Source organism: Morganella psychrotolerans, from assembly GCF_001676055.1.
GTDB classification, from domain to species: Bacteria; Pseudomonadota; Gammaproteobacteria; order Enterobacterales; family Enterobacteriaceae; genus Morganella; species Morganella psychrotolerans_B.
The window spans coordinates 330,901-352,678 of sequence record NZ_LZEX01000012.1; the positions used below are offsets into that span (position 1 = coordinate 330,901).

Annotated in this window: 22 protein-coding genes; 7 read left to right on the top strand and 15 right to left on the bottom strand. The window is 42.8% G+C overall.

Going from position 1 to position 21,778, the window contains the following annotated elements; translation table 11 throughout:
- Positions 1 to 5 precede the first annotated feature (5 nt).
- Positions 6 to 938, top strand: coding sequence for a nucleoside recognition domain-containing protein (locus AYY17_RS09975; RefSeq protein WP_067423371.1), 933 nt, complete (start codon positions 6 to 8; stop codon positions 936 to 938).
- Positions 939 to 1,001: 63 nt separating this feature from the next.
- Here the strand turns inward: AYY17_RS09975 and AYY17_RS09980 are convergent, their stop codons facing one another.
- From AYY17_RS09980 to AYY17_RS10035, 13 genes are all read right to left on the bottom strand, one after another.
- The gene (locus AYY17_RS09980; RefSeq protein ID WP_067423559.1) at positions 1,002 to 1,343 is read right to left on the bottom strand and encodes a DUF1869 domain-containing protein; all 342 of its coding nucleotides are present in this window, start codon (positions 1,341 to 1,343) and stop codon (positions 1,002 to 1,004) included.
- A 7-nt stretch (positions 1,344 to 1,350) separates the two neighbouring features.
- Positions 1,351 to 1,683, bottom strand: a complete 333-nt coding sequence (locus AYY17_RS09985) for a DUF1971 domain-containing protein (protein WP_067423373.1) — start codon at positions 1,681 to 1,683, stop codon at positions 1,351 to 1,353.
- Positions 1,684 to 1,839: 156 nt separating this feature from the next.
- A complete protein-coding gene (gene sfmF, locus AYY17_RS09990) occupies positions 1,840 to 2,373 on the bottom strand; it encodes a fimbria assembly protein (protein WP_067423375.1) in 534 nt (177 codons plus the stop codon).
- A gap of 8 nt (positions 2,374 to 2,381) precedes the next feature.
- Positions 2,382 to 3,380 (bottom strand): fimbrial protein, encoded by a 999-nt coding sequence (locus tag AYY17_RS09995; RefSeq protein WP_235845351.1) that lies wholly within the window; start codon positions 3,378 to 3,380, stop codon positions 2,382 to 2,384.
- A 10-nt stretch (positions 3,381 to 3,390) separates the two neighbouring features.
- Positions 3,391 to 5,979: an outer membrane usher protein FimD gene (fimD, locus tag AYY17_RS10000; protein WP_067423379.1), complete on the bottom strand. Its 2,589-nt coding sequence runs from the start codon at positions 5,977 to 5,979 to the stop codon at positions 3,391 to 3,393.
- A gap of 39 nt (positions 5,980 to 6,018) precedes the next feature.
- Entirely contained in the window at positions 6,019 to 6,714 is a 696-nt protein-coding gene (locus tag AYY17_RS10005) for a fimbria/pilus periplasmic chaperone (RefSeq protein ID WP_067423381.1), read from the bottom strand.
- Positions 6,715 to 6,923: 209 nt separating this feature from the next.
- Positions 6,924 to 7,469 (bottom strand): type 1 fimbrial major subunit FimA, encoded by a 546-nt coding sequence (fimA, locus tag AYY17_RS10010; RefSeq protein WP_067423384.1) that lies wholly within the window; start codon positions 7,467 to 7,469, stop codon positions 6,924 to 6,926.
- Positions 7,470 to 7,602: 133 nt separating this feature from the next.
- Complete coding sequence (locus tag AYY17_RS21210; protein ID WP_082981352.1) at positions 7,603 to 7,839, bottom strand: helix-turn-helix domain-containing protein; 237 nt, start codon at positions 7,837 to 7,839, stop codon at positions 7,603 to 7,605.
- Positions 7,840 to 8,888: 1,049 nt separating this feature from the next.
- Complete coding sequence (locus AYY17_RS10015; RefSeq protein ID WP_067423386.1) at positions 8,889 to 9,803, bottom strand: helix-turn-helix domain-containing protein; 915 nt, start codon at positions 9,801 to 9,803, stop codon at positions 8,889 to 8,891.
- 138 nt (positions 9,804 to 9,941) lie between these two features.
- On the bottom strand, positions 9,942 to 10,145 hold the full coding sequence (locus AYY17_RS10020) for a LysR family transcriptional regulator (protein ID WP_067423388.1): 204 nt from the start codon (positions 10,143 to 10,145) through the stop codon (positions 9,942 to 9,944).
- 19 nt (positions 10,146 to 10,164) lie between these two features.
- The gene (locus AYY17_RS10025; protein WP_067423390.1) at positions 10,165 to 10,857 is read right to left on the bottom strand and encodes a LysR family transcriptional regulator; all 693 of its coding nucleotides are present in this window, start codon (positions 10,855 to 10,857) and stop codon (positions 10,165 to 10,167) included.
- On the bottom strand, positions 10,847 to 11,407 hold the full coding sequence (locus AYY17_RS10030; RefSeq protein ID WP_067423392.1) for a hypothetical protein: 561 nt from the start codon (positions 11,405 to 11,407) through the stop codon (positions 10,847 to 10,849). Before AYY17_RS10030 ends, AYY17_RS10025 begins: the two co-directional genes overlap by 11 nt.
- A gap of 1 nt (position 11,408) precedes the next feature.
- On the bottom strand, positions 11,409 to 11,741 hold the full coding sequence (locus AYY17_RS10035; RefSeq protein WP_067423394.1) for a helix-turn-helix domain-containing protein: 333 nt from the start codon (positions 11,739 to 11,741) through the stop codon (positions 11,409 to 11,411).
- A gap of 761 nt (positions 11,742 to 12,502) precedes the next feature.
- Here AYY17_RS10035 and AYY17_RS10040 point away from each other — a divergent pair.
- From AYY17_RS10040 to AYY17_RS10050, 3 genes are all read left to right on the top strand, one after another.
- A complete protein-coding gene (locus AYY17_RS10040; protein ID WP_082981354.1) occupies positions 12,503 to 14,533 on the top strand; it encodes an alkyl/aryl-sulfatase in 2,031 nt (676 codons plus the stop codon).
- Between the two features lie 98 nt (positions 14,534 to 14,631).
- Positions 14,632 to 15,810, top strand: coding sequence for an OmpP1/FadL family transporter (locus tag AYY17_RS10045; protein ID WP_067423396.1), 1,179 nt, complete (start codon positions 14,632 to 14,634; stop codon positions 15,808 to 15,810).
- Positions 15,811 to 15,988: 178 nt separating this feature from the next.
- Entirely contained in the window at positions 15,989 to 17,548 is a 1,560-nt protein-coding gene (locus AYY17_RS10050) for a methyl-accepting chemotaxis protein (protein ID WP_202906400.1), read from the top strand.
- An 87-nt stretch (positions 17,549 to 17,635) separates the two neighbouring features.
- Here the strand turns inward: AYY17_RS10050 and AYY17_RS10055 are convergent, their stop codons facing one another.
- The gene (locus tag AYY17_RS10055) at positions 17,636 to 18,004 is read right to left on the bottom strand and encodes a MerR family transcriptional regulator (RefSeq protein ID WP_067423399.1); all 369 of its coding nucleotides are present in this window, start codon (positions 18,002 to 18,004) and stop codon (positions 17,636 to 17,638) included.
- A 68-nt stretch (positions 18,005 to 18,072) separates the two neighbouring features.
- On the opposite strand from AYY17_RS10055, the gene AYY17_RS10060 reads away from it, so the two are divergent.
- The 3 genes from AYY17_RS10060 (at position 18,073) to speC (ending at position 21,388) form a co-directional block, all read left to right on the top strand.
- Complete coding sequence (locus AYY17_RS10060; protein WP_067423401.1) at positions 18,073 to 18,861, top strand: SDR family NAD(P)-dependent oxidoreductase; 789 nt, start codon at positions 18,073 to 18,075, stop codon at positions 18,859 to 18,861.
- A gap of 82 nt (positions 18,862 to 18,943) precedes the next feature.
- Positions 18,944 to 19,063 (top strand): hypothetical protein, encoded by a 120-nt coding sequence (locus AYY17_RS22775; protein WP_235845336.1) that lies wholly within the window; start codon positions 18,944 to 18,946, stop codon positions 19,061 to 19,063.
- A 90-nt stretch (positions 19,064 to 19,153) separates the two neighbouring features.
- Entirely contained in the window at positions 19,154 to 21,388 is a 2,235-nt protein-coding gene (gene speC, locus AYY17_RS10065; RefSeq protein ID WP_082981355.1) for an ornithine decarboxylase, read from the top strand.
- Between the two features lie 63 nt (positions 21,389 to 21,451).
- Here speC and AYY17_RS10070 read toward each other — a convergent pair whose 3' ends face one another.
- On the bottom strand, positions 21,452 to 21,655 hold the full coding sequence (locus AYY17_RS10070) for a hypothetical protein (RefSeq protein WP_067423404.1): 204 nt from the start codon (positions 21,653 to 21,655) through the stop codon (positions 21,452 to 21,454).
- Between the last annotated feature and the right edge of the window lie 123 nt (positions 21,656 to 21,778).

The window sequence follows — 21,778 nt, forward strand, 5'->3', positions numbered from 1 at the left end:
GATAGATGGACGTTATCAGTATTATTATATCGGCGGGTAAATCATCCGTTGATGTAGCGCTTTATACTTTATTACCGATTATGGTCGTGATGCTGATCATAATGAAGTACCTCTCCGTCAGAGGTGTCCTGGATGTGATAGTCCGCTGGCTGGCGCCATTACTCAAACCATTCGGATTGACCGGCATGAGTGCGTTTGCACTGATCCAGATAAATTTTGTCAGCTTTGCGGCTCCTCTCGCAACATTATCCATTATGGACAAGCGGGGTGTTTCTGATCGTCATATGGCGGCGACACTGGCGATGTGTTTTGCAATGGGGCAGGGAAATGTATTTTATCCCTTAATGCCGTTTGGTTTGCACTGGATGACATCAATCTCAATCTCAATACTCGGTGGTTTATGTGCGGCGGCATTTACCTGGTATATTACCGGGCGAAAATTGTCGGCAGTTGAAACAACCAGCGCAGAACCGCTTCCGGATGCCGAACAAAATAATCAGGGGCTGTTGTCTGTTATAAACAGTGCAGGAGCCGATGCTATTCGTCTGGCGCTCGGGGCAATCCCGATGCTTATTTTGTCATTAAGTATTGTGGGGCTTATGCAGTCTGCCGGGCTGATTGAATGGCTCCATCATATATTGATGCCTTTACTTCAGTTATTACATATTCCTGATATTTTTGTTCTTCCTGCCCTGGTGAAATGTGTGGCCGGAGGAACAGCATATTTTGGTGTAATATCGGATTTGGCTCAGCAGGGAATGGTCACGGCAAATCAGATAAATGCATCTGCGGGGTTATTAATCCAGACGTTTGACCTGCCGGGGATTGGTATTTTTCTGGGAATAAGCTCCCGGTTTGTCCGTTTATTCAGATATGTTATTCCTGCTGTGCTTGTCGGAATTTTGCTGCGGACTGTTTTGCATATCATCCTGTTTTAAAGCGGACATAAATAACGGAGGTGGCGGCAGATATAGCGCCACCTCACTGTATCTGTTTGCTGTTTACCAGCCGCAGATATTGATTTCTTCATCCATATCATAACCACGTATGATGTTTATCAGGTCTTTAATGACCTGCGAGGTTATTTCCGGATCGGATAAAGCATCAACGGACTCAATCTCTTTATCAACAGAAACACCATTGTTCTGATTTGTGATGGTGACAGTGAATGTACTGCCATTGATACTCTCTTTTCTTCCTAATTCTTTGATTAGAAATGACATTTCTTCATTCGCTATCTCAGGAATGTAGAGTTTTTTCGGATTAAGAAAGACTTTTTCCGCCTTAACCTTATTAACATCATTGATGAGCGCCAGCAGATAACCTTTATTTTCTTCATTCATCATTGTGTTACTCCTCAGTCAGAATTTCCGGTGCGACATAAAAATCGACATTAAATACCGTATCCTCTGTCATCGCTTCTATCCGGTGCCAGGTTTCGGGAGGAAATACACCGAACTGACCGGCCTCAATAACCAGCGTGTCTGTCGGTTCCGGACTTATTTCATCAGCATAGGCATAATAAACGATGGTTCCCTGCATAACAGAGAGCTTTGGATAAACGCCCTGGCGTGTACCTTTGTCCAGGTGCCTCTGCCAGATAGATTTCGGGGCTGTCTCTTTGGTCCAGAGAGGGGTGCTGCGGATATGAATATAATGTGTGGGTATAATAATGCGATCCATCTTTTTTCTCCTGAACATGAACGCATGTTTAGGGAACTATCTTATGAAATTTATCAGATATAAAAAAGCATTTTAAATGCATCTTTTAAACAAATAGCACAAAATCCCCGTCAGTTGTTGAATGAACAGACCAGCGGGGAGCATCGTAACGGGGAATTACTCGTAAGTAATCATAAAGGTTGCATCAGCATCGGCTGTGCCGGGTGTCGGTTGACTGCCTGTGGCAATATAGTTTGCATAAAACTGAGCTTGTCCGTTTCCGTTAATATCCATGGCAATTTTCGGGCTTTTGGTATCAAGCGGCAGTCGTTTTTTCTGGCTGTCCAATATTTCAACCGCTACTGATTTTGCGGCAGCTGCTCCTTCTGTGAGCGCCAGCAAGGTATTATCCTGCTTATCTTTTTTTCCGCTGAAGACAATTGTAACGGAAGAAGAGGGCGGGCAATTTTGCAGCTGAAAACCAAATGGCATTGATTGGGTTCTGTCGCCTGTTGCTTTCAGGTGTTTTAGTGGCCAGCGTCCCAGGTTAACTTTTTTATTTGCCTGAGAAACTTCCACACCACAGGTATAAGCCACAATTTCACCTGATAACCGAAGATTTACTCTGCCGAGTTCATAAGCGGCTGCAAAGTGCGGGCTGAGGAATCCGGATGCTATTATCAGTAATGCCGGATTTAATATTTTTTTCATTGTCCGGCCTATTGATAGTCAACGCGTAAATAACCACGGGATTCAAACCTGCCTTCTTTCGGTTTATTTCCTGTCACACTGACAGGCCAGGCTGTAATAGTAGTACGGGAAGCACCGGTGCCATCCAGCTGAAAAGGAATAAGGCTGCTGACATTATTCGGTGTTAATGCGTTACCGCTGCTGTCACCGACCATAAACCCGACATCCGGATTATCCGAGACAATCATTTTCCCCTGAACTTTTTCAGCTTCAATACGTAATGTCAGATAGGCTTTTGCGTCGATATTAGTGCACTGTATCGCCAGATTTTCTGTTTTCTTATTCACACCATCCGGTTTATTACCGGCACCGGCCTGGCTGAAAAGCTGAGAACCAATTTTACCGAAATCGATAACAACAATGTCATTAACGCCAATTTTACAGTTTTGCGGAACGTTAATATTACCACTGTAACTGATGGTATAAACCGGTGTACTTAATGCCTCGCCATAATTTGTGGTGACATACACGGTAAAGAGTGTTTTTTTCGGAATGACAACCTGGTCAACAAAACGGCGCGTAACTTTCAGGTGGAAAATAAAATTACTGTCCTGGATCCCGAACGGTTTTCCTAATACCACGTTAGGGTGCATGCCCATCTGGACATAATTCTGTGGCGGATAAAATGTACCGGAAGAACTGTCAGTAATACTCATTGCACCAATCAGATAATCATTGAGCCTCAGATATTTATAGTTTCCTACTGTTTCCACCACGGGGGTATTTGCCACATAGCTTCGCATCGTGGTGCTGTTTCCCTTATGCTTCGGGCATATACCGTCGACCCGCTCGGCAAAGTTTTTAGACATTTGCACGACCTGGCCGACCTGGTTATTTGCGGAAGAAAAGCTTTTTGACAGGTCATAATATACTTCACCGACTCCGCCGGAGGCATTACTGCATATCACCGCAAGTGCCGGGAGAGGTAAAAATGTCATTAATAACGGAGCCCAATATATTTTTTTCATCATTAACTCTCTATTTACATTCAAGCGCTGTGCGGAGGAACGGCCCGTTTAATTCCTGACGGGTAAAGTCATAAGCCGTGGTGCATTGGTCAGCGGGGGTATTTCCCCATTGCACAAGAAGTTTTCCGCTTAGTGGCAGACCGGTCAGATACACACGTCCGTCATCAGCGACGATACTGTTTATCTGCGAGCCGGTTTCCTGCACCATACTGCCGAAGCGGATTGGTTTGCCATTATGGGTCAGCGTGATAAGTGCGCGGATACCGATACTGGTATCAAATGATGCGCGGACAACAGCACCACTGACCGGCACGACATTCTGCACATTGTTTTTAATCTCGGTATTATCACTGAATGAGTCAGGATTCAGTGCGATACGGTTGTTCCGGTAAGCTGAGGCATAGGGTACGAGAGCGTAACCGCGCCAGTCCGTTTTCACTCCGGTATAGTTCTCGACAGAAACACCGGCGGCACCCGGTGCTTTAACCAGTACCGTGGTTTCATTCAGAGATTGTCCTAATGTGATCCCGTTTTCATGCACCAGTAATGCACCGGAAGCCCGGTAGTTTAGTTGGTTCTGATCCGGATCATAGTTATAGCTGACCCCGAAATCGCCATATGTGCCCTGATAATCGAGACCGGCTGAACCGTTATAGCCCTGCTGGCTGATATGTCCCTGCGAAACGGTATAACTCAGGTTTCTGTCTTCCAGAAGTGTTCCGTTAATGCCGGCACGATACGCTTTCCGTCCGCCGGAGTTATTAGTGGCAGAGAAGGTGGCGTAAGCATTATTAAAGGCGCTGTTACTCCGTGCATTTCCGGATGAAAATGAAGAGAACGGAACAGAAATATTCATTGAGATCATGTTATCGCGATCTTTAATTTCCAGTGCTTTGGTGGTGCTCAGTGAAATTGAATAATTCATACCATTCCAGCTGTTGGAATAACCTGCCTGATACCATTCGTCTTTACCGCTTTTATCCCAGTACGATTGCTGGTTACCGGATAAATACAGTGACCCGTAGTTATCGAATGATTGCGAAAGATTGACCTGGAAGCGGCCTTTTTTGTTATAAAGCAGATTATGGTAATTAATAATAATCGGCTTGTTGTTATCACCTTCTTCGCCGTCAGGCGCAAATTCATAGCCGCTCATCTGTTTATATGCGACGTCATTTAACGTATAAAAACCTTTGGTGGAATAACGGTAACCTAATAACTGGAATGTTGTTCCGGTAGTATTCAGTGATTTTGCATAAAGGAAACGTAATGACTGGCCTTTATGACGGGAGCCATCAGCTAATTCACTGTTTGCATGGGTAATATCAAATGAAAATGCACCAAATTGTCCGATGTTCTGGCCAACACCCACCAATATGGCTTTATATTTATTGGCAAGTTGTGTCCCGGTATAGACAGATACATCACGTGATAAACCGGCCAGCAATGTTGCCTGAACAAATGTCGGTGTATCCTGATTACTGTTCCCGCTGCGGAATTCACCGGCCATAACATCATATTTTACCCGGCCTTCACGTTGTAAAACCGGCAATGTTGAATAAGGCACAACATAGCGCTGTGTTGAACCATCATTTTCTTCTACGGTAACCTGTAAGTCACCGCTGGATGTGGCTGGGTTTAAGTCATTGATAATAAATGGACCCGGCGGCACATAGACTTGATAAATAACATATCCGTTTTGACGGATAACCACTTTTGCATCTGTTTTGGCCATTCCGCGGACCGTCGGCGCATAGCCCTGCTGACTGTCAGGATACATATTATCGACAGAAAACATGCGCACACCACGAAAGCCGGCAGAATCAAATACATTACCGTCTGAGTTACCATCACCGATAACCAACTGGCTTTTCAGTGCGATTACCGGCCGCTGGACATAATTCATCAGGCTGCGCCACTGGCTGCTGCTGGTATTTTTATTTTTATTGTAATTCCAGGCGCTTGACTGGCGGAATTGCCAGACACCGAGGTTAAATCCGGAGTTAAGACTGACGTAATAACTGCTGGTGTTATCAGAGTTATTATTTCCTGAGGCAAAGTAATTAACAAACAATGCCGGAATACCTGATTCCCATTTATCCGGTGAAATATAACCACGTGCCTGACCGGACAGGCTGGCCTGCGGAAAACTGACATTCAGGCGTTGTTTCTGAAAGTCAAAATGGTATTCAGATCCGGGTATTTTTTGTGTAAACGGAAAGCACTGTTTTTCCTGATCGGTTAATTCTTCCGGTTTTGCGATAGTCACGCCGAAACCGGTAATTGTGTCTGCACTAAAGCAGGGAAATAAAACCGGTTCACCGTCTTTATTTTTATGTTCGGTAAAGGTTATCTCTGATGATGAAACAAACTCACCATTAACCGATACTTCAACCAGATAATTTCCGGGCGGCTGATAACCGCCGGTTTCAAAACGGGACAGATCTGATACATCCGTGTCAGAGAGGTCGTCAGACAAAAAGGCGGCATTAAAGGAGGGTTTTGCACCAGCGGTTCCCGCAGGCAAAAGATAGGCTACTGCTGCAAGCACAGCAATATAAACCGGTGTGTAAGTGAAAACCTTTTTAATGTTACTCATTTCGCCGCATTCCCTGAATAAAAATTAATCTCTAACGACTTATTTCAGACTGACTTCACGTTGTTTACGTAATCCGCCGTAATCGTTGATAGTTTGGTATGTTATTTTTTGCCCGTTTTTACCCTGTATCCGGTGTATGGTAAAAGGGGCAACCATGACATTATCGAGAGAGCGTCCGTCTAAAACGATATTGACAAGGGTGGTGTAATAAGGGGATGGATTATCAATATAGATGTCTCCGCCTTTCTGATTTATTTTAATTTTTTCAGCGGCGTCTTCGGTCTGAATTGATAAATTATCCGGTCTGACAAATAATTTTATTCGCGATAAAATAGCGAGTTGCAGAACATTTTTTCCTTCAAGTGAATCTTTATCAACAGACGGTATTGCTTTAACATTTAACCAGAAAACAGATTCACGATCGTTGGGCAGGTCATCTGCCAAATTAACAATACGCAGAGTGTTTTCGCTGTTTGGTTCCATAACAAACAGTGGCGGTGTAATAACGAAATTTTTCTCTTTCCCGTTTTCGTTTTCAACCCACGAGTTAATAAGGAAGCGTTCTTTCGGACTGTGGTTAATGACAGATAATGATGTTTGCTTTGCGTTTAAAGGATAAATAACACGCGTTGCTCCCAGTGCAATACCGGTATTTTGATTTGAAGCAGAATAAGCAAAGCCTGATATTAATGTGAAAAACAATATCCATGCACTATTTTTAAAGTAAGAAATCACAAAGATACCTCTTGATATTTTCTGTCAGAAATAACGCATAGAGTATGGTATTTCATTTTTATAGAATGGCTTGGTAATCAGATAGGCCATAAATCAGTTACAAAACTCTCTCTGTTCCTTTTTATAAACATGATCCATCGATAAAGTTAATATAAATTAACTTTATACAGAGAGAGATTTTAATTATTTAATTACAGATAAATAATCTGTTATTCGTATTTAACAACAAACGTTGCATCTGCGTTTGCCTGGCCAGGTGTTGTTGCGCCTTTAGCAACATAACGGGCAGTGAAATCTAAAGTATTTGTTCCTTCCAGTAATGTTTTAGCTGTAGAGAACTCAGCACCACTTGGTGGTAATACTTTAGATGCGATATCGCTGATCTGGATACCAACGTTCTGTGCTGCCGGCGCATTAGTGCCTGAGTTAACAGCTAATAACGTAGCATCACCTGTCAGGCTCTGACCGGAGAACGCGATTGCCGCAGTTGCGGAAACAGTAGGGTCACAGTCAACTAATTTGATTTTGAAAGGTACCGGTGTAGTCATATCACCGGCTGCTTTTAATTTAACAGTACGGTACTGACCTAATTCAACGGTCTGGTTGCTGGTATCAGTGCTGACTGCACATGCAGCGTTCACCAGTTCACCATTAAAATGAACTGAACCACCGTTTACGATGACCGGATCAGCAGAAGCTGCTGCTGAAAATAACAATGCTGAAACAACAGATGCACCAATAATATTTAATTTCATAATACTAAATTCCTAAAAAATAAACGCCATCTTTGAATTTTACTATCAATAAAACATAGTAAACCACTACATCTGAAGACGATTATCTTCAGATACAATTTTTTAATATTGTGTGTACTCAGGGTCGGAAAAATTAATACATCAATTCATGGCTTTTATTAAGATCGCCAAATAATTTAACAAAAGGTATATCCAGAACCAGCGATATAGTAAATAGCATATCAAGAGGTATATTACATTCACCACGCTCATAGCGCGAAACTTGTTGCTGGCTTAATCTTAATTTGTCACCTAGCTCCGAACCGGACAATCCTTGTTTTTTTCTGTTTGCTCTTATTTGTTCTCCAACAATTTTATTTATATTCATCATGTTCAACACTCGAAATTTATTAATTCTCTCTATAGAAAATGACTAATAAGATTGCCTGAATAAATAATCAGATAGTATGGATTAACAAATCAGGGCAGATAAATCAGAAAACAAAAGTATTTCCCGGGAATAGCCGGTTATGTTTCGGTGTTAAGTATTAGCTCTTACAAGAGTTAAGTAAAGTTAGTTGTAACGATCAAACAGGCATTATTAATAGATAAAAACTATCAATAACGATATTTTGATCGTTATAATCTTTTTTAAAAATTAACAAAATGTGATGTGTGAGTTTTGGTTGCTTATCTTTTTTATGATAATTCATAAATCAATGAAATTAAATGATAATTATTTTTTTTATTTTTTCATGGTTGATGAAAAACCTGCATTAATGTCATATTATGAATTAATTCATTATAATTATCAATTTATGGTTGTAATCTTTTGAATTACAACATTAAAAATATTAAATAAAAATAAAATCAATTATTCTGAAATGAATAATAATTGTTCATGTGGATAGTTATCTAATTATTTGTTTTTGTAATTTGCGTTTTCTAAGTATAAAAAACTATCGGCATGGTGCGCGATAGTCTCATCTGAATGCTTTTTATCTTTCTTTCTATCAAAAGGCGTAATTTTGTTTTTTTAAGAAGTTTCGTTAACATAAAAATACAATATGCATTACATAATATTATAAAAATAGTCATTGTATTTCAATTGGTTAGTTTTATAACAAGTAAACAATCTGAAATATTACAAATTATTACTACAATATGCGCATGTTAAAATTCAAGGCGTTAACTTAAAATAACGCATTTTAAGAGTAAAATCGGTGTGAATATCACCTTACCCAATAAAAAAGTAAGAATATATGGCTGTAAGGCAAAAATTCATTGGTATCAGTATGTTAATTTACTCGTGTCTGTAGTACATGCTATCAATATCGGCAATCATCTGGTGTTCTTGAATTATTTCTCACACGGAACAAGTGTGACGCGTGCTGTCACAGTGACATTTCGTTTGAAAATTATACAGCATGCTATGTGATGTTATGAAATGACGGGGATGAAGTAATTAATTTCTTTCAGGAAGGGTAAGCCGTTAGTCATAAAGTCATTATACGTATAGGGGGCTGTTAGTTTATAGTGCTCAATATCGGCCCCTTTTCTGCGTAACAGATTAAACTCAGGCAATATTTTTTCATAAACAGAATGGATTATATCATTATAGCCATTCATGTTTTCTGTCAGTGTTTCCGGGCGTATTTTTATTCTGAGATAGTGTCCTCCCTTTAAAACTCTGCCGGAGAGCACAGTGCTGCGGGGAAGTTGTTTCGGTAATAACGCCTCAGCAATCGCCGTTGTATAGATATAATTAATGTCATCGACAGAGGAAACAGACGGAGCATGCATTGCATACAGGTCACAGGGAATGGTATCCACATGGCTCAAAAACTGATGCCAGAACCTGCGGCGAAACGGTGTTGTTTTAGTATGCGGGCCTGTTGTATTGTTTTGATAGTAATGGTCAGCGCCCAGTAATTTCAAATCCGGCAGTACGACCAAATCAGACTGAATATGGATATTACGCTCCGGGCGTAGCGGGAAACAAAAGCCGGTCGTGTCCCAGCCAATTTTTTTCCGGTAGCCTGATGGTGTAATCATAAATTGGGATTTAAATGCCCGACAAAATGTTTGTTGTGAATCAAAGCGAAATTTAAGTGAGATATCAAGAATACTGCTGTTTGTTATCCGCAGTGCTCTGGCTGCGCAGGATAAGCGACGGGAACGTATGTATTTTCCGAGAACCATTCCGGTATGAATTTTAAACAAGCGCTGAAGATGCCATTTTGAGTAACCTGAGCGTTGTGCAACAATATCCAGAGATAAATCAGATTCTAAATTTTGCTCTATCCATAGTACTAAACTTTTAATAATATCTTCGCGTATGTTGTCGATGTTCATTTGTCGGTTACCAATTAGCCATTTATTTGATGTAATTATATTTTATATCGAGTTATCATATATTAATGGACATATAAAACTAAAAAGTAATGTAAATCATTGTATTTATATCTGTGTATTTTGTAATGTATGACATTACTAATCTTTTAACCTTATATGTTTAATCAGGAAAGATCTGACAGGTGCTATATTTTTATTTATATTTTTTTCTTTTTTATAAATGATGTAATAAGGTACTTTAAGATTAAATGAGGAAAGCAGCGGTCTGAGTTTTCCTGTATTCACATATTCATCAGCTACTATTTTAGGTACGTAGACAATGCCGATATTATTTGTTGCCATAATAATAGCCGATATAATGTCATGGCATTGAAATTTTGGCTGTATATCTAATTTGTGTATTTTTTTTATTATCACAATAGCGCCATGCATTATGTTCTGAGCCGTAGCTGTCAACGATAATACATTGTTCTTTTAATAAATTTAACGGATGTGATAGATCAGTTTTTTCTGCATAATTAACACCTGTGTAGAAGCCCATTTCTAATTCTAATTCTGTATTAACAGTCATAGGGTGTAGTGACGGAACAAAAGATAAAATAATATCAGCTTCACGGAGAAGGTGGTCATAGTTATTAATGTCGCCAGGATGGCACTTTTTCATTGTTACTGAAATATAAGGAAATTTAACAGACAATGGCTGTATTATATGTGAGGATAAATAATGAATAAAGCCGGGTGGTGCATAAATTATGATGGATTTATCATCAGGTTCAGATAATTCACTAATGTTTTTCAAAAAAATATTATAGGATTCCAGGTATTTCCGGGATTCCTGTGCAAAAATATGTCCTTGTTCATTTAGCTGAACACCGGAGCTTGTTCGTATAAGCAGCCCTGTACCGCATATTTCTTCTATAGCACTGACTATCTGGCTTAATTGCCCCTGGGAACGGTGTGTCAATTTAGCCGCCATAGAAAAACTGCCGTGATTAATAATAGAATGGAATGCAACCAGATTACTTATTTTAAAAGCATTATGATTAATGTTCATTTTTAACCTGCTTATTAATATACTGAACCGGAATGATATACTCCAGTGTTACTCTGTTATTATCTATCAGCCCAAATCTTTCAAAATCCCATTCTGTCGTCCATCCTTCATTATATTGTGTTAATATTCTGAATAAAACATCAATAATTACATCATAAGGATTGATGATGTTATCAGTACATTTGAATGATTTGGCATTTCTAAATTTTATTGTTATATATTTACAGTAATCAGGGCAGGAATTCATCATTGTTATATCATCTGTACCGATAAAATAAGATACATCAATATGTTGATCATCAAATGAAGGGGAGTAATGTGCGGTAGTACAGTAATAGTCAGGATTAAATCCGGTTTCTGTAAAAAAAATTTCGCGGAAAACCTTTCTGATTGGGTAGTGGGGTTTATCAAAGTCAGTTACGGCAATAGTATAAGTGTATGTTTTTCCATAAAGTGTTATTTCTTCATGCTCTATGTGCCTGTTAATCTCAATATTTGGTCTTTCCTTCATTAACTCAATTCGCGGTAGTGCATTAAAAAGATCCAGCACTTTATTCCTTCTGTATACTAAAGGTGTGGTCAGGAAGTTTTTTTTTAAAAAGATGAATAAATACGGATGATGACCTATATCCTAAGCATTTTGAAATGGCAGCAATACTCTTTCCTGTCAGGCAAAGGTATAATGTTGCCCTGAATATACGGCGACGACGTACATATCCTGAAATTGAGTAACCTGTTATCCTTTTAAATTTTCTTTGCAGATAGTTGATGCTGTAGCCAGATTTATTTGAAATTATTTCAGCGCTAAGCTCGTTCTCCAGATTGTCCTCAATCCAGCTGATAAGATTTCCTATCATGTAGTAATGATAAACTTCAGAATTCATTTTTGTCAGCCCTTTCTTATAATATTTATCTCTTATGTATAGGTTTGAAATAGAGATCTAAGATTATGAATAATTTCATATTCAATATTACATTGTATTTTGTTTAATGCTAATACACATTTTATGATATTTATAGATATATTTACGTAATCATTGACAATTTGAGTTATTAATTTTAGGACTGTGCTATATCAACTGTATTGGTGTGTTGGTTTTGTTGCATAGTATGAAAAATTGATTGCCAACCCTATTTTGCATTCTGAGGTAAAATACAAAATATTTTATTTTATCTTTTTATTATCAATATGTTAGTGTTTTATATGAATTAATGCGTTGAGGTCGGTATCATTTTTGTTGCATCTGACATGCCTGAGATGTGTATGGTGTATCTATTAGTTTTATGTGGTTTGTTTTGTGTAAATGGGTGTTTTTTGAAAACAAATAGCGTTGTTTGTTAATTTTATTATATTTATCCGGATGGTAGCGTTATTGATGTAACAGGGAACCGGTTACCATTTTTCATTCTGATGTTATCTGCAAATAACGGGGCATTTAAATAATGAATACCTTTATTTATAAACAGAATTACCCGTCAGTATGACTATATCTGTATCTTATTTTCAGCAACGTTTTTAAGGAATATAAACCTCGGTTCTTTAATGATTGTGTTACGTAAATGCGGATATACCAAACGTCATTTTCTGTCGTGTGAATGCCGGTGTGTGTATCTCAGAATAGTAAATATAGGATATTTATATTAAATGAAAAAATTAACTCTTGTATTAGCATTATCATTCCCTGTGTATTCGCTGGCACAAGCTGTCGATATCAGTTCCGGGGACAGTTCTGCATCAACAAAAAATATGTTTGATGACATCCTGAAAACATTGCCAATGTCAGATATTGATGATTTTAATTTGGCGAAAAAAGGATTAATTGCACAGGAAAAAGATTTACAAATAAAAGATGCGAATGGAAAGGTAGTATGGGAATTAGGCTCTTATAAGTTTCTTATGGATGCCGGTCAGTCTGCCGATACTATTCATCCGAGTTTAAAGCGTCAGGCTATGCTGAATATGAATCATGGTCTTTACAAAGTGACGGATGGTATTTATCAGGTTCGTGGCTATGATTTGGCGAATATCACGTTTATTCAAAGTGATAACGGATGGATTGTGTTTGACCCGCTGACAGTACCTGCCACCTCGAAGGCGGCATATGAACTGGTCAGTAAGCATCTGGGCAAAAAACCGATTGTTGCGGTTGTCTACAGTCACACTCATGCCGATCACTTCGGCGGCGTTAAGGGAATTATCAGCCAGGAAGATGTGGACAGCGGCAAAGTGAAAGTGATCGCTCCGGCAGGATTTACTGAACATGCTGTCAGTGAAAATGTGTTAGCCGGTAATGCTATGGCGCGCCGGGCAACCTATCAATACGGTAATATGCTGCCGAAAAATGCAAAAGGCCAGGTTGATGCGGCGATAGGTAAGGGGGTTGCACTGGGCGAGACATCCTTTATCAAACCTAATATAGAGATATCAAACCCTGTCGAAGAAATTACGATTGACGGCGTAACTATGGTAATGCAAAACACGCCGGGCACGGAAGCACCTGTTGAGATGAACACCTGGCTGCCTCAGTTTAAAACATTCTGGGCGGCTGAAAATACCATCGGTGGTCTGCATAATGCCTATACATTACGTGGTGCGCCGGTGCGTGACCTGAAAGTCTGGAGTGCTTATATCAACCAGGCGCTGATGCAGTTCGGTCAGCAGGCTGACGTGATCATGGCATCGCATACCTGGCCTCGATGGGGAAATGAAAATATTACGGGATTCCTCGAAAAGCAGCGGGATATGTATGGCTTTATTCATAATGAGTCACTGCGTCTGGCGAATTACGGCGTTACCATTGATGAGATTCAGGATGAGTTTAAAGTGCCGAAAGTGCTGGCGAAAGAGTGGTATAACCGGGGCTATCACGGAAGCTACCATCGCAATGCCAAAGCAGTAATCAACCGTTATCTCGGGTATTCCGACCTTAATCCGGCCAAATTATTGACATTATCACCGGCAGAAGCCGCGCCGCGTTATGTTGCCGTAATGGGCGGAATTGACAACGTTCTCGCCGAAGGAAAAAAAGCATCGGAAAAGGGCGATTATCGCTGGTGTGCTGAAGTGGTTAATTACGCTGTGTTTGCGCAGCCGCAGAATGAAAAGGCCCGTTTATTACAGGCGGATTGTCTGGAACAACTCGGCTATCAGAGTGAATCTGCAGGTGAGCGGAACAGTTTCCTGATGGGGGCGTATGAGCTGCGCAATGGTGTTCCTGACGGTATGGCAACCAAGGCGGGCAGTCCGGATATGCTGGCAGAAATGCCGGTAAGCAGCTTCCTGGATTATATGGCTGTACGTATGGATGGTAACAAAGTTGCTGAAGATAATTATACGTTAACGGCAAATCTGACTATTTCGGACAGTAACGAAAAATACCTTATTACTGTTCAGAATGGCAATATGAGCCATATTCAGGGATATTTATCTGACAAACCTGATGTCAGCCTGGCTCTTAACCGTGATGCATTACGTGATTTTATGGGTAAAAAAGAAGATCCTGAGACATTGCAAAAGCAGGGGCGTCTGATTATTACCGGCGATAAAGAACGGTTAGCAAAACTTAATACCTATCTCGATGATTTTCCGTTCTGGTTTAATATCGTGACACCAAATGACCACAGTAGTTACAGTCACGGTTTCAGTCTTGATAAAAAATCCCCGGTTAACCGCTGATTCTTCATTTTTTAATTTTTTCGTTTTTAAATCTCTTAGTTTTTAAACCTGTCAGGCTCTCCGGAGCCTGATTTATTCACATCTCAAGTTTACCTAAAATGAATAAATATATTAACGGGTTATTGCTGACATTTTTATTTAACAGTCCGGCTCTTGCCGGAGGATTGGCATTATATGAAACCAGTCCGGATAACAGCGCATCCGCCAATGCGGGATCGGCTGCAAAGGCGCAGGGGCCGTCAACAATTGCCGGAAATCCAGCCGGAATGGTCTTACTTGACGGAACACAAATACAATTAAGTGCCGGAGTCGTTAGCGGTGATATGACAATAAAGCTGGATAATGGCGGTGTTTCCGGCGGAAATCCGGTGCAGACAGCGCCGCTCGGCACTCTTTATGTCACTCATGAATTAAATGAACGCTGGTCTGCCGGTATTGGTCTGTTTGGCAGCCACGGGCTGGGGCTGAGTTACGACCCGCAGTGGAGCGGCAGCCGTTATATTCAGTATGGGAATATTACCGGTATTGCGATGGCACCGAGTCTGGCTCTGCGGATAAATCCGCAATGGTCTGTTGGTATGAGTCTGATAGCCTCGCAGGGAAAAATTGAAATGAAAAGCACGCCTTTGCCAAATATGTCTTCTGCCGCCAAATTAAATTTCAGCGCAAATGACCGGGCATATGCGGCGTCACTGGGGGTTATTTATGAAAAGGATGAGAATACCCGCATTGGCTTAAATTATGTTTCTGAATCCGAATGGCGGCTGAATGGGGATTTATTTCCCGGTGCTGATATTGCGCAGAACAGCCGGATTAATATTGTTATGCCACAAAGTCTGACATTGAGCGGTTATCATCAGCTAAATGATCAATGGACATTATTGGGCAGTATTAACTGGCAGGAGTGGTCACGTTTCGGTGAAATGGATATTTCATATGCACAATTTAATACAACCAAAAATTTAGGGTATCAGGATACGTGGCATGCAAGCCTTGGTACTCAATTTTCGGTTTCAGAGAAATTCAGACTCAGTACAGGTATTGCGTATGACAGCAGTCCCGTTAATGATGTCAACCGGACGGTTAATATCCCGATGGGAAAAGCATGGCGTTTTGGTTTAGGCGGGGATTATCAGATAATACCGTCAACAACTATTGAGCTTGGCTATACGTTTGTCCGGATCGGTGATATGCCATTTGAGCAGCCGGGTATCAGTGGTGTGTATGAAAATAGCAGGCTGTATTTTGTGATGCTGGGATTGAAACATAAGTTTTAATTAACAACAGGATAGAGGTATTTAATCCCCGCAGATCCGGGGCATATTACATTGTTAAAAACAACATATTTATTGGTAACATACCAATAATAAAAAAGTATACCTTTCGGATTTTCTGCCGATAACAGGATCTGTATAGCTTTTTCAGATCATTTTATCGCACCATAAAGGAAATTGTATGTGGATACTTCGAAATTTGTCCATCCGGTTCGTCATGTTGTCGATACTCGGTATTTTGTGCCTGACATTAGGATGCGTAAGTTTTTACAGTGACTGGTCGCTGTCGAGAGTATCCGCAGGTAATACGACTGATCGCCAGTTAGTCACGCAACTGACTGTGTTAAATCAGGGAAATGATCAGTATTTCCGGTTTGTCTCCCGGCTGAATCGTGAGATGGAAAGAAAATCAGAAGGTGAAAAACCTGATTTTGCACAATCTGAGGAAGCGCTGAAAAATATGGAGCAACGCCTGATACAGATGAAAGAGATCTCCCCGGGCCCGATGGATCCGCAGGTCTCTGACAATATTATCGCCCGCTGGCAGGCTCTGCTTGATGAGGGTATTAAAGTACAGATGCAACTGGCGGTGCAGGGTGATATCGCGGTATACCGCAATCAGTCTCATAATGTGACACCGCAACTGAGCCGGGATTTTGGTGCGGCAACGGTGGAATATATACAGGTAGCGGATGCTCAGATAGAAAAAACGCGGCTGCTGGTGGATGAGCGGATGGCCGCCACGCGGATAGTGATTATTGCCGGGACAATTTTCGGCCTTCTGGTGCTGATTTTTGCTGACAGATATCTGGTTATTATGATGCAGCGTCCGCTGACGGATGTGCGTCAGCATTTTCGCCGCATAGCCGGCGGTGACCTTAGTCAGCCGGTGGAAAGTGAAGCTGCCGGTCGCAACTGTGTCGGTAAATTGTTTCCGCTGCTCAGTGAGATGCAAAGCAGTCTGCGTGATGCTGTTCATTCCATCCGTGAAGGCAGTGATACCCTGAGAGAGAGTGCGGCTGAAATTGCGCGCGGCAATACTGATCTGTCCTCACGGACCGAGCAGCAGGCTGCGGCGCTGGAACAGACCGCGGCGAGCATGGAAGAGATAACGGCCACGGTTAAACTGAATGCCGATAATGCCGGGCATGCCAGTGAACTGGCAGAAGTGACGTCCTCAACGGCGCATCAGGGGCATGAGATGATAGCGTCTGTTATCCGTACCATGGATGATATTTCTGATAGTTCACGGAAAATAGCCGAAATTACCAGTGTGATTAACAGTATCGCTTTCCAGACGAATATTCTGGCACTGAATGCATCGATTGAAGCGGCAAGAGCGGGTGTTCACGGACGAGGTTTTATGGTGGTCGCCGGAGAAGTGCGCAATCTTGCCAGCAGCAGTGCGGATGCGGCAAAAGAGATTGAGCGGCTGATAGCCAATGCCGTTTCCCGTGTTGATCAGGGCATTGAATTGGTTGCCGGTGGCGGCGAAACGATGGAAGCGATAGTCAGAGCCGCAACAGAAGTGACCTCTATTATGAAAGAGATTGCGGTTGCCTCAGATGAGCAGACCAAGGGAATATTGCAGGTCGGAACAGCGATCACACAGATGGATACGGTTACACAGCAAAATGCGGCGCTGGTTGCAAAAGTATCTGAAACTGCTGCAGGGCTGGAGCAACAGACTCAGACGTTACAAAATTCAGTGGAAAGATTTCGTCTTACCCCCACGGATTAACGGCGTTATAGTTATCACTGTGCCCTGATGCGGCACAGTGATCCCTGTATTGTGCGGCAGAGCGATAAAAGCGGTTTTTGTCTGTGGTTACTTTGTCTCAGGATTAAGCAAGGTATTGTAGTAACTGATTTTTTTATCCAGATGTTGAACACTTTCATTGAGTACCGCTATCCGTTGGCGCAATGTCTCATTGTGCTGCTGTAATAACAGCATGCGCGCCTGCGCGGTTTCATCTCCCTGCGCCCGTAAATCTGCATAATATTTTATTTCTTTCAGCGGCATACCCGTTTCTTTCAGCCGTGTAATAAAGGTTATCCATTCGATATCACGGGCGGAGTAACTACGGTGATTATTTTCCAGGCGCAAAGGCGCCAGAATGCCGGCTTTTTCATAAAACCGCAGCGTATGGACACTAAAACCGGTTAATACAGAAAACTGGCTGATTGAATAATACATACAAACCTCTTGACCTTGAGTTCACTCTATCTTTTACGCTCCGCTGACTAATGTCAAAGGAGGTTTGTATGAACAGTCAGAATTATGTGGTGATCACCGGCGCAAGTTCCGGTATCGGGCGGGCGCTTGCTGTGGCATTTGTCCTGCGGGGCAGCAGTGTGGTGCTGGTGGCGCGGCGGGAAGTCATATTGCAGGAACTGAAAGCAGAATTGATGCAACTTAACCCGCAGGTAAATGTGGAAATCCGGGTGTGTGATTTATCTGCGCCCGGCAGTGCGGCGGCGCTTTATCGTTCTCTGTCAGATCTGACTATTATTACGTGGATCAATAATGCCGGTTTTGGTTATTACGGCAGTGTGGCGGAGCAGGCCGTCGCAGAGGCGGAAAAAATGATCGCGCTGAATGTGAATGCGCTGATGGTTCTGTCCGCACTGTATGTACAGGATTATCAGCATGTTGACGGCGCACAGCTCATTAATATCAGTTCGGCGGGGGGCTATACGATTGTCCCGTCAGCGGTCACTTATTGCGCCACGAAATTCTTTGTCAGCGCGTACACGGAAGGGCTGGCGCGGGAGCTTACCCGCTGCGGGGCTAAACTGCGTGCCAAAGTTCTGGCACCGGCGGCGACACAGACGGCATTTGGTCAGGTGGCAAATAAGGTGGACTCGTATGATTATGACACGGCTTTCGGGCGCTACCATACCAGCGGACAGATGGCGGAGTTTGCCCTTGCACTGTATGACTCAGATAACATTACCGGCATGATTGACAGGGATGATTTTAGTTTTCAACTGACCGATACCCGTTTTTCTCATGCGGAAAACAGCCGCGCAAACCAGAAAATAACGCCGTAAACAGGATGTAATTCTCTGTGTTTCTCATGCTATGATGACCGCCATCCCGGCGGTCTTTCCGCCTGTTTCCGGAATCTGTGCTATGGAAAATAATAACCGTTCCCGGCCGCACATCAGACGTGTCACACATCTGATGCAGTTTTCCCATCGCAGCTGCTTTGACTTCAGTCACTTTATGGCCCGCAGGCCATCCTTTCTGTAATTTCTGTTTACCATCGTATTATTACCGAAAAGCCCGTTTCCTTTTTCTGCTGACACCCCGTGTCAGGGATAATAATCATGCCGGATTACTATGAAAAATAAAAAATTTGCTGTCAGCTCTCTTTTCAGTGCTGCCTTCGGCGCGCTGCTCACTGATCTGACAGATATGCCTTGTGAGGTGGTTTCCCTTGCAGAGTGTGATTTTACCGGGGTGTCACTGTGCCTTATCACAACAGATGATATAAAAAACGGACAGTTTTTGCGTATTGCACAGCAGGGGTTTGGTCAGCCGGTTTTTGTGATAATTGGCAAAGACGAAGCGGTGATAACATCTGTACCGCAGGGGATTACCGGGGTTATTAATCTGAATAAGGATGATAGCGGCGTTTACCCGCAGATGTTGCTTCAGGCGGCGCAGGCCTACAGTGACGGGCTGTCGCCGCCATTTTTCGGGCGTATGATGAATTATACCGCACAAAATATGACATCATTTGCCTGTCCCGGTCATCAGGGCGGGGAATTCTTCCGCCGTCATCCCACCGGGCGTCAGTTTGCGGACTACTTCGGTGATGCCATTTTCCGTTCTGATTTGTGCAATGCCGATGCCGCTCTGGGTGATTTACTGATCCACGAGGGCGCGGCCTGTGCGGCTCAGCAACATGCGGCAACGGTATTCAATGCCGACAAAACCTATTTTGTGCTTAACGGCACGTCTTCATCAAACAAGGTGGTACTCAATGCGTTGCTGACGCCGGGCGACCTGGTACTGTTTGATCGCAATAATCACAAATCAAATCATCACGGCGCACTGATTCAGGCGGGGGCGACCCCGGTGTATCTGGAGGCCGCCCGTAATCCTTTCGGGTTAATCGGGGGGATAGATGCCCGCTGTTTTGATGAGGATTATCTGCGGGCACGGATTGCAGAAGCTGCTCCCGGGCGGGAAACACAGGCACGTCCGTTCCGTCTGGCGGTTATCCAGCTCGGCACCTATGACGGCACGGTATATAACGCCCGTCAGGTCGTGGACAGCATTGGTTCCCTGTGTGACTACATTTTGTTTGATTCTGCCTGGGTGGGATATGAGCAGTTTATCCCGATGATGCAGATGTGTTCTCCGTTACTATTAGAGCTCAATGAAAATGATCCCGGCATCCTGGTCACGCAATCCGTTCATAAACAGATGGCAGGGTTCTCCCAGGCATCACAAATTCATAAAAAAGACCGTCATATCAAAGGACAGGCGCGGTATGTCTCTCATAAACAGATGAATAACGCGTTTATGATGCATGCCTCCACCAGCCCGTTTTATCCCTTGTTTGCCGCGCTGGATGTAAACGCGAAAATGCACGCGGGGGAGCACGGAAAACGGCTGTGGGCGGAATGCGTGAGAACAGGGATTGAGGCACGCAAACTGTTGCTGCGCACCTGTCAGTTTATCCGTCCGTTTATCCCGGAGATGGTGAACGGACGCCCGTGGGCTGACGCAGAAACGGAGGTTATTGCCACCGACCGGCGCTTTTTTAATTTTATCCCGGGTGAGCGCTGGCATGGCTTTGACGGGTATGCGGAAGATCAGTATTTTGTCGATCCCTGTAAACTGCTGCTGACCACCCCGGGTGTGGATGTCTGCTCGGGGGAATATGAGGCGTTTGGTGTACCTGCAACAATACTGGCGTATTATTTGCGGGAAAATAATATTGTGGCGGAGAAATGCGACCTCAATTCCATTTTATTTTTACTGACACCGGCAGAAACAACAGAAAAAATGCAACATCTGGTCCGGCAAATTGCCCGCTTTGAGCAGTTACTGAATACGGATTCACCGCTGGAAACGGTGTTGCCGTCACTCTGCCGCACATATCCGGAGCGTTATACGGGGTATACATTGCGCCAGTTATGTCAGGAGATGCATGATTTATTTGTCAGACACAATGTAAAGCAGCGGCAGAAAGAGATGTTCCGGCGCACGCATTTTCCGGCGGTGCGGATGTCGCCGAAAGTGGCACATACCGAATTTGTCCGTGGCAACACGGAACGGGTGGCAGTGGCGGATATTGCGGGGCGCATTGCTGCTGAAGGTGCGCTGCCGTATCCGCCGGGTGTGCTGTGTGTGGTGCCGGGCGAAGTATGGGAAGCGCCGGTTCAGCACTATTTTCTGGCACTGGAAGAGACAGCCGATCGTTTCCCGGGCTTTGCCCCGGAATTACAGGGCGCTTATTCTGAGAGGGACGAAGACGGGCATCTGCGCGTATATGCGTATGTTATTAAGGATATGATGACGCGTATCGCAGAGCAAAAACCAACATCTGCCGGTAAAAAATAGCCGTATTTACTGATTGTCGCACTGAATGAAACGGCGGGGAACTCTCCCCCCGCCGTTTGCCTGTTATGACGCAGGATAAGGATCGTCTTTTGCATCTCCCCGGCCGGTTTTTATATCCCATGCACGTTTCGGATGCGGTGATTTTTTGAAGTTAGGGCAGGGCGGGAGTGATGATTTGCTCTGATTGGAATAAATATATCCGCAATCACAGCAGGTATAAGTTCCGGAGGAGACATCACTTCCATATGGGACATTTGTTTTTTTCATATTTCCATCCTTTTTATTGGCACTCTTAATTGAATGCCATCGGGATGATAACGCTGTTAATTAATTTTCAAAGTAAAATTCGTTTATTTAATAATGAATTATCAGGTTTAATTTAAATAATCA